Below are 8805 nucleotides of genomic sequence, written 5' to 3'. Positions count from 1 at the left end.
GTATCGTTCACAAAACCGCAAGACTATCGCATACCCAATTTGCTGAAGCGTCGAAAGACGAGTCGGCACACCGAATTTCTTGACGACCATAGAGCATTGGAACCACCTGATCCCATCCCGAACTCAGAAGTGAAACGATGCATCGCCGATGGTAGTGTGGGGTTTCCCCATGTGAGAGTAGGTCATCGTCAAGATTAAATTCCGAAACCCCAATTGCGAAAGCAGTTGGGGTTTTGTTTTGCGCGTAGAAAAAGTGCCGATCAGCGACAACACAAATTTGCACAGTTATTTTCCGCCCAGGACACTAGAATAGGTTCACCTTTTTCAGAGTCAGAGCGCTTATGCCAGATCCGGTTGACGCCCAAGGGCTGTCAGAATTACCACTAGAAAATCTGGTTGCGTGTCATGAGTGCGACTTGCTGATGCGTAAGCCCAGGCTCGCTCATGGCGAGAAAGCCCTGTGTCCGCGATGTGGCTACGAACTGTATGCCCATCGTCACAATGTCGTGCAACGTAGTCTCGCCTTGGTCATAGCGGCCCTGCTGTTGTTCATCCCGGCGAACTTTTTACCCATCATGCAGCTCAATCTACTCGGACAATCGTCACAAGACACTGTCTGGAGCGGTGTTGTCGCGCTTTATGACTCAGGCATGCAAAGCGTGTCAGTGGTTGTGTTCCTGTGCAGCATGGCAATTCCGCTGCTCAAACTGCTGTGCCAGCTGCTCGTATTGTTGAGTATCCGTTTCAATATCGGACGCAGTTACGGTTTGCTGCTCTATCGCATTTATCACCACTTGCGCGATTGGGGAATGCTCGAGGTTTACCTCATCGGCGTACTGGTGGCGATTGTTAAGCTTGCAGATATGGCAGCAATTACCGTAGGTCTCGGTTTGGCGTGCTTTATCGCGTTGTTACTGGTCCAGGTCTGGTTGGAGGTGGTCATGTCGCCTCACCAAATCTGGCAGGCGTTATCAGGAGAGGATGCCCATGCGGGCGATTGATGCAGGCATTCTGGTTTGTGGGGAATGTCATGAGTTGAACAGGCAGGAAGCTGTCACCGATGTGCAGGTCTGTACTCGTTGCGGTGCGTTGGTGCATGCCCGCCGCCCCAATAGCCTGGTGCGGACCTGGGCCCTGCTGATTACGGCCGCCATTCTTTACATCCCCGCCAATATGTTGCCGATCATGACCGTCAACTCACTGGGTAAAGGCGCACCCAGCACGATCATGGCCGGTGTGATCGAACTGGTTCACTACGGAATGTTCCCCATTGCAGCTGTGGTGTTTATCGCCAGTATCCTGGTCCCCACGTTCAAGCTGGTGGGGATCGGGCTGCTGCTGTTTTCGGTGCAGCGCCGCCAACCACTGTCTGCCCGCCAGCGAATCTGGATGTACCGCTTTATTGAATTCATCGGCCGATGGTCGATGCTCGATATCTTTGTGATCGCCATCCTGGTGGCGGTCGTGAACTTCGGGCGGCTTGCCAGTATCGAAGCCAATCTTGGCGCCGTCGCTTTTGCCAGTGTGGTGATTTTGACGATGATTGCCGCAGTAACTTTCGATCCCCGACTGATTTGGGATAATACGGAGTCGGACGACGACCATGACTGATTTGCCCGTAGCGAAAACCCGACCGGCCTCGAACTGGTCTGCCATTTGGGTGTTGCCCTTGATCGCCTTGATCATCGGCGGCTGGCTTGGCTGGCGTGCCTACAATGAAACCGGCCTCGAGATTCAGGTGCGTTTCGAAAGCGGTGAAGGCATTCAGGCCAACAAGACCGAAGTCGTCTACAAAGGCATGCCGGTTGGTAAGGTGAAAACCCTCAAGCTTGACGACGAAGGCAGCTCCAAAGGCGTGATCGCCACCGTCGAGATGAACAAAGATGTCGAGCAGTATCTTCGGACGAGCACGCGTTTCTGGCTGGTTAAGCCGAGTGTGACGCTGGCCGGTATCACGGGCCTGGAAACGCTGGTTTCGGGTAACTATGTTGCAATCAGCCCCGGTGAAGGCGAACCCACTCGCAAGTTCAAGGCGCTGGCCGAAGAGCCACCGCTTTCCGATGCCCAGCCAGGCTTGCACCTCACGATCAAAGCCGATCGCCTCGGTTCTTTGAACCGCGGCAGTCCCGTGTTCTACAAACAGATCAAAGTCGGGCAGATCAAGAGTTACGTGCTCTCAGAAGACCAGAGTACCGTTGAGCTCAAGGTGTTCATTGAGCCGACTTACGCCAAACTGGTGCGCAAACATACACGTTTCTGGAATGCCAGCGGCATCAGCATCGACGCGAATCTGTCGGGTGTGAAGGTCCGCAGTGAGTCCCTGGCCAGTATCGTTGCAGGGGGTATCGCGTTTGCCACCCCGGAAAATCGCAAGGACAGCCCGCCCACCGATCCGAGCTTGCCGTTCCGCCTTTATGAAGATTTCGATGCGGCGGCAGCAGGTATCAAGGTCAAGGTCAAGCTCAGTGACTTCGAAGGGCTGCAGGCTGGCCGCACGCCGGTAATGTACAAAGGGATTCAGGTCGGCACGCTCAAGGCCCTGAAGGTCGATCCGGATCTATCCGGAGCGAGCGCCGAATTGACCCTGGACCCGCTCGCCGAGGATTATCTGGTCGACGGTACGCAGTTCTGGGTGGTCAAGCCGTCCATTTCTCTGGCAGGTATCACGGGCCTGGAGGCACTGGTCAAAGGTAACTACATTGCTGTGCGCCCCGGTGACAAAGGCGCCGCGCCGCAACGCGAGTTCGTTGCGCGGCCCAAGGCACCGCCGCTGGACCTGCGCTCGCCGGGCCTGCACCTGGTGTTGTTCACCGAGAATCTTGGTTCGCTGGAAGTCGGCAGCCCGGTTCTCTACAAACAGGTGAAAGTGGGGTCCGTGCAGAGCTACCAGTTCTCGCGCAAAAGAAACCAGTTGGTGATCGGCGTCCACATCGAGAAGGAATACGAAAACCTGGTCAATGCCTCGACGCGGTTCTGGAATGCCAGCGGTATCACGCTGACTGGCGGTTTGACCGGCGGGATTCAGGTCAAGAGTGAGTCACTGCAAAGCCTGATGGCTGGCGGCATTGCCTTTGAAACGCCGGAAGCCAAGGCGCCACTGCAGAAGCGGATCCCGCGTTTCCGCTTGTTCGCCAGTCACGAGGAAGCCAATCAGAAAGGCGCGGTGATCACGATCAAGGTTGATCGCGCTGATGGTTTGCGGGCAGGTACACCGGTCCGCTTCAAGGGGCTGGATGTCGGCAAGATCGAGAATGTTGACCTTAGTGACGATCTGCAATCGGTACTGTTGACGGCACGCATCTCGGAAGTGCCTGAGCGCATTGCGCGGGTTGGCAGTGAGTTCTGGGTGGTCAAGCCTGAGTTGGGGCTGATCAAGACATCGAACCTTGAGACGTTGGTGACCGGGCAGTACATCGAAGTGCAGCCGGCCGCGAAGAACCTCGGCCCGCAGAAGAACTTCGTGGCCCTGCCCGCCCCGCCTGAAACCGCCAAGGCCGAAGCCGGGTTGAGTCTGGTGTTGAGTGCTGCCCGCCGAGGTTCGCTGAAAGCGGGTGTGCCGGTGACGTATCGCGAAATCACGGTCGGTAAGGTGACCGGGTATGAGCTGGGTCAGACGGCGGATCGCGTGCTGATCCACATCCTGATCGAGCCTAAATACGCGCCGTTGGTGCGCAGCGGTACGCGATTCTGGAACACCAGCGGATTTGATTTTGATGTCGGCCTTTTTAAAGGCGCGACGGTGAGAACCGAGTCGCTGGAAACCATGATTCAGGGTGGCGTCGCGTTTGCCACACCGGACGGAGAGCGGATGGGCAGTGTTGCGCGGCCAGAACAAACGTTCCCGCTGTTCGACAAGTTTGAAGAGGAATGGCTGACCTGGGCGCCGAAAATTTCCCTCGGCAAGTAGGTTCAAGCAGAAATGAAAAAGGCCGCGATCCATTGGATCGCGGCCTTTTTATTGCCATCAACCAGGCCGGATCAAACCGCATCCATCTCTGGTTCATCGGCCTGCTCGTTGAGCGTCGCCTTTACCTGATCGTGACGACGGATGTACTTCCAGTCCGCCTCGTCGATGTAGATGCCGGCCGGGCCGCTGCCGCCTTCCAGGTCGATGGCGACGCTGGCGCAGACCTGCGGCTTCACGCTCGCCAGGATCGGCACGAAGCCCAGTTGCAGGCTGGTTTCCAGCAATGCAGCCTGGTTCTTCTCGTCGATGTCCGCGGCCTCGTCGAGGTAGTACGGCAAGCGCACACGCCCGGCCAGGTCGCGGTCCATCAAGTGCAGCAACAAGTACATGTTGGTCAGCGCCTTGATGGTCATGGTGGTGCCGTTGGAGGCGGCGCCGTCGATGTCGGTGTGGATCACTGGTTGACCATTGACCTTGGTGATCTCGAACGCCAGTTCGAACAAGTCTTTCAGGCCGAGCTGGTTGTGGTTGGCTGCCACCAACCGAGCCAGGTATTCCTTGGCCTCTTCGTTCTTGTTGTCCTGCTCGGCGCTTTGGCTCAGGTCGAACACCGACAGGGTTTCGCCTTCTTCGTACTGACCCGCGCTGTGGATGATCTGGTCGATGTGCTTGAGCGCTTCCTTGTTCGGCGCGAGCACGATGCGGAAACTCTGCAGGTTGGACACCTGACGCTTGTTGATTTCGCGGTTGAACAGTGCGAGTTGATGCTCGAGGCTGTCATAGTCGCTGCGGATGTTGCGCAAGGTCCGGGCGATGTCGGTCACAGCGGCACGACGGGCCTTGCCCAGCGTCAGCGCTTCGTCGGTGCGGTGCGCGTAAGCGTTGATCAGCAGCGACAGGCGTCGCTCCATGTCGTCCTCGCTGTCGAACTTGGCCACGCCCTTGAGGCGCACCTGCGCGTACAACGCTTCGATCTGTCCATCGGCGCGCAACAGGCCTTGCCAGCTGTCCTGATAGTCGTTGAGCAACGGCAGCAGGTTGTCCATGGAGTCGTCGATCGGGTCCATGAATGGCGTGCCGAACGGCAGGTCCGCCGGTAGCAATTGGCGACGGCGCAGGGCGTCGTCAAGGGTGCGTTGCTTGGCTTCCATGTCGCCGATCTGGCGACCGACCAGTTGCAGCTTGGCCGACAGTTGCTGGACGCGCTCGGTGAAGGCGTCGCTGGAGCGCTTCAATTCGTCCTGCGCAGCTTCCATTTGCGCCAGTTGTTCCAGCTTGTCGTCTTCCTCGGCACTCAGGGTTTGCGCACGACGGAAATCTTCCAGCGCCTTCTGTGCATCCAGTACCTGCTGGTACAGCGCTTCGGTCTGGGTCTTGCTCGCGGCGCGGTCGGCAGCCACGGCTTGTTGGGTTTTCAGCTGCTTGAGTTCTTTTTCCAGGCGCTCTTTCTGATCGCGCAACGCCGCACGGTCGGCCAGTGCTTGCAGTGCAGGGGGCTCGATGTGCGAGAGGTCGATGGACAGGCCCGGCACTTCGAAACGCTCGCCTTTGAAACCGTCGAGGATCAGCTCCACGGATTTAACCCAGTCGCCGTTCTCGTCCAGGGTGATGCCGTGCTCGCCCAACGGCAGGCTGAACAGCGCGCTGTTGAACAGGCGCATCAGACGCTCGACGTCCTGTTGCGAGAACTCTTCGCGCAGGCGGGCATAACTGTTGTTGTCGGCGTGATCGAGTTGCTGCTTGACCGACTTCAGGCGTTTTTCCAGATCCCGCAGACGTTCTTCCAGGTCTTCGGCGCTGAACTGACGGGACTGTGCCAGCGCGCCGGCCAGTTCATCGTGAGCGTCCTTGGCCGCAAGCAGTTGTTGCTCCAGCACCTTGACGTCATCGACCAGGGCAAAGCGATGCTTGAGCACCGCCAGTTCGCCGAGCCAGCGCTGAATACCGGTGATTTCCCGCTCCAGGCGCATCAACTCCTGGGTGCCGCCGCGCTGATCGTTTTGCAGGGCATCCTGTTCGTTGCGGTAGTGCTCGGCCTGAATGGTCAGCTCTTCCTTGCGCGCACTGGCGTAGTCCGACCAGGTGCCCAGCAGGGAGTCGAGCAGTGGCGAAATCCGGTGCAGCTTGCCGCGCAGGATGTCGCGCTGTTTCACGCCATTGGCCAGGGCTTCGACGAGCGGACCGGCGGCGACCAGCGAGTTGTAGTCCTGCTCCATCCGTCGTACATCGCGGAAGGCTTCTTCGCACGCTGCAATGTAATCGACGCTACCGGAACGCAGACTGTGTTCGAAGGCGTCGAGGAACAGTTGCTTGAGCTTGGCCGCGGTGATTTCGCGCATGTGCAGCAGGTTGATGAACAGCGCGCGGAAGGTCTTCAGGCTCTGTTCGCTGGTGGAACGCAGCGGGATCAGTGTCAGGTCCAGCGGAATCGACGTGTGGCCACCGACGAGCAGACGACGCAGCTCGTCAGGCTTGAGTTCATAGGCTTTCAGGCCTTCACGCTCAAGGTTGGTGAACAATTCTTTCTGGCGCAGGCAGGTGTCGTTCTTTTGGTAATGAGCCAGATCAAGCTTGCCCGCGTAGGCAAAGAACTGGTGACCGAAACCACCGCCCGGGCCGCGCCCGACCACGCCGATCACGTGTGGGCCGTGGGGCAGCGAGACTTCTACGAGAATGTAGCTGGTGTCCGAGGCGAAGTAGAAACGCCGGGATTGTTCCAGGCTGTATTTGCCGAAACTCATGTCCGACATGCGTGCCAGAATCGGAAACTGCAGGGCGTTGATCGAGGCGGATTTACCGAGGTTGTTCGCGCCGTAGACCGACAAGGGTTCTTCCAGCGGGAACAGGCCGAGGCTGTAGCCGGCGGTGTTCAAGAGGGCAAAGCGGCGGATGCCGTAACGTTCCTTGCTCATGCGTCGAGCTCCTGTTCTTCGGCAATGGCGCGGGCCAGGGCGTCTTCTTCGCTTTCACCTTCGAACTCACTGAGGTCCAGTGGATCGTCGGTCTGCAGCAGCTTTTCGTCACTGTCTTCGTCGATCAGCACCGGCACAGGCAGTGGCAATACGCTGTGCAGGCTGGCGGCCAGATCGCGGTCTTGTTGAACAGACAGGCAGACGTCGAGGAAACGGTGCATCGGCGGCAGGAAACGGTAGACGCCGTTTTCTTCGCTGGCGAAACCGAGTTGGGTCATGCGACGCATGATCTTTTCTTCGAGCTCGTCCTGGGTCTGCACTTCGGCCTGGATGAACAGGTCGCGGTACTTTTCCAGCAGCGACGGCAGTTCATCGCGACCGAGGCTGCCGCCGTCGAGCACGGCGATCGGGTCGCGGCCCTGGTCGGCCAGGTGCTCGACGAGGATGAAAGTGAACAGCGCCAGACGCTGGGCAGTCTTGTTCACCGCCGCCGCCGCGAGGTCCGGCACGAAGTAATAGAAACCACGGGTGTCGCAGACCAGTTCAAAGCCCAGGGCCTTGAACAGCGTGCGGTACTGGTCCTGAAAGTTCGACAACTGTGCGTACAGCTCCGGATCGCGGCGGCTGACGTGGTAACCCTTGAACAGTTCGCGAAAGATCGGTGCCAGATGGGACAGTTCGGATAGATCAAGATGCATAAGGAGTGCTCGCAGAATCCTCGGCGGCGGTGTCGCCGGCCGAGAGCAGGGCGAAGGAGCGCAGGCTGACCTGGTGCTCATGTGTGAAGTAGTCGCGACGTTCCAGACGCTCACGCTTGAAGCGTTTTTCCCGGGACAGGCGCGAGAACCAGTACAGCAATTCGTCCGTGGCGCCGTCGGGTTCCTGCTCCAGCAGCCAGGTCATCAGGTCCGGCATCGGCAGAGCGTCTTCGCAGCGGTCGAGCATTTCGCGGACCGTGCGCGGCGCGCGTGGAGCATCGCCGCCCTTGTGGGTCTTGTGTGCCTTGGGGAAGCGCGCGGGTTTCGGCTCGAAACGGGCCAGGGCGTACACGTAGGCCTCGACCTGACTGGCGCTGCCGAGAAAGGTGCTCTGCGGTCGGGTGAACATCGGCATGGCCGCTTGCGGCACGGCGTCGATGCCCTTGCGTCGGATCATCGACAGGGCCAACGCCGCCCCACGGGTCACCGCGTTGTGCCGGCGCGCTTCTTCACGCAGCGGCAGCAGCAGTTCGCGGGCGTGACGCAGGGTCAACTGGGCGCTGGTTTGCATTTCGAGGATGCGCGCGTGGGTACGCAACAGCATGTCGTCGTCGACCAGGTGACCGAGGCGTTGCTGTTCGCTGAGCATCTTCAGCAGCACGGTTTCGACCTTGCGCACGCCTTGTTCGAAGGCGCCGTCGGCGTTCACCAGATCAATCATTGGCTCGACGTATTCGTCCCAGGTCGCCAGCACTTCCGCATAACGCTGACGCAGGGGTATCTGCCGGTCGCTGGTTTTCGCCCGTTCGGCGACGGCCACCAGTGCCTGTTCGTCGTTATCGAGTTTTTTCAGCACGTCACGCACGCGCATGTCGAGCAGACGCAATTGACGAGCCAGGTCATGGCCATCGCGAATATCGAACGCGTCCTGGATGTAACCGGCCAGACGCTCGAGGTGGCGCAGATAGGCTTCGATCTCCAGGCACAGGCCCAGACGATGTTCGCGGCGAAGATAGGCGAGGAAGTCGTGAATTTGCGCATTGAGCTCGAAACGGTTCGGGCTTTTCGCCACGGGAACCAGAATATCGAGGCGAATCCATACGTCCAGCAGGCTGGTGATGTCCTGCGGCGTACTGTCGAGTTGCTGGGAGGCCAACTGTGAACGCAGTTCGTTGAGGCTCAGTGTGCCTTGGTCGAAGTGCTCGCACAGTGGCTCCAGAAGTGCCCAGTGTTCAGCGAGGGCGCGCAAGACGCGCTTGGGTTCGATCATCGGAATGGCCGGCTGGTT

At 59.0% G+C, this 8805-nt stretch carries 6 protein-coding genes and 1 rRNA gene; 4 read left to right on the top strand and 3 right to left on the bottom strand.

Annotated elements, in window-relative coordinates:
- Positions 1–78: 78 nt before the first annotated feature.
- The 4 genes from rrf (at position 79) to BVK86_RS06930 (ending at position 3907) form a co-directional block, all read left to right on the top strand.
- Positions 79–194: ribosomal RNA gene (gene rrf / locus BVK86_RS06945) — 5S ribosomal RNA — on the top strand.
- A gap of 147 nt (positions 195–341) precedes the next feature.
- Entirely contained in the window at positions 342–1001 is a 660-nt protein-coding gene (locus BVK86_RS06940; RefSeq protein WP_075945719.1) for a paraquat-inducible protein A, read from the top strand.
- Positions 988–1611 carry a paraquat-inducible protein A gene (locus BVK86_RS06935; protein ID WP_075945718.1) on the top strand — a complete coding sequence of 208 codons (624 nt, stop codon included), beginning with the start codon at positions 988–990 and terminating at the stop codon, positions 1609–1611. Before BVK86_RS06940 ends, BVK86_RS06935 begins: the two co-directional genes overlap by 14 nt.
- Positions 1604–3907 (top strand): PqiB family protein, encoded by a 2304-nt coding sequence (locus BVK86_RS06930; protein WP_075945717.1) that lies wholly within the window; start codon positions 1604–1606, stop codon positions 3905–3907. The genes BVK86_RS06935 and BVK86_RS06930 overlap by 8 nt, the downstream gene beginning before the upstream one ends.
- A 71-nt stretch (positions 3908–3978) precedes the next feature.
- Here BVK86_RS06930 and mksF read toward each other — a convergent pair whose 3' ends face one another.
- The 3 genes from mksF to mksB are packed head-to-tail and all read right to left on the bottom strand — an operon-like array spanning position 3979 to position 8787.
- Positions 3979–6819, bottom strand: coding sequence for an Mks condensin complex protein MksF (gene mksF / locus BVK86_RS06925; RefSeq protein WP_075945716.1), 2841 nt, complete (start codon positions 6817–6819; stop codon positions 3979–3981).
- Entirely contained in the window at positions 6816–7517 is a 702-nt protein-coding gene (gene mksE, locus BVK86_RS06920; RefSeq protein WP_034149629.1) for an Mks condensin complex protein MksE, read from the bottom strand. Before mksE ends, mksF begins: the two co-directional genes overlap by 4 nt.
- Complete coding sequence (gene mksB, locus BVK86_RS06915; protein ID WP_162279050.1) at positions 7507–8787, bottom strand: Mks condensin complex protein MksB; 1281 nt, start codon at positions 8785–8787, stop codon at positions 7507–7509. Before mksB ends, mksE begins: the two co-directional genes overlap by 11 nt.
- Positions 8788–8805 lie beyond the last annotated feature (18 nt).

Source organism: Pseudomonas reinekei (genome assembly GCF_001945365.1).
GTDB lineage: Bacteria > Pseudomonadota > Gammaproteobacteria > Pseudomonadales > Pseudomonadaceae > Aquipseudomonas > Aquipseudomonas reinekei.
Note: the sequence above shows the minus strand (reverse complement) of the source record. Positions and strands in the feature narration are given on the sequence as shown.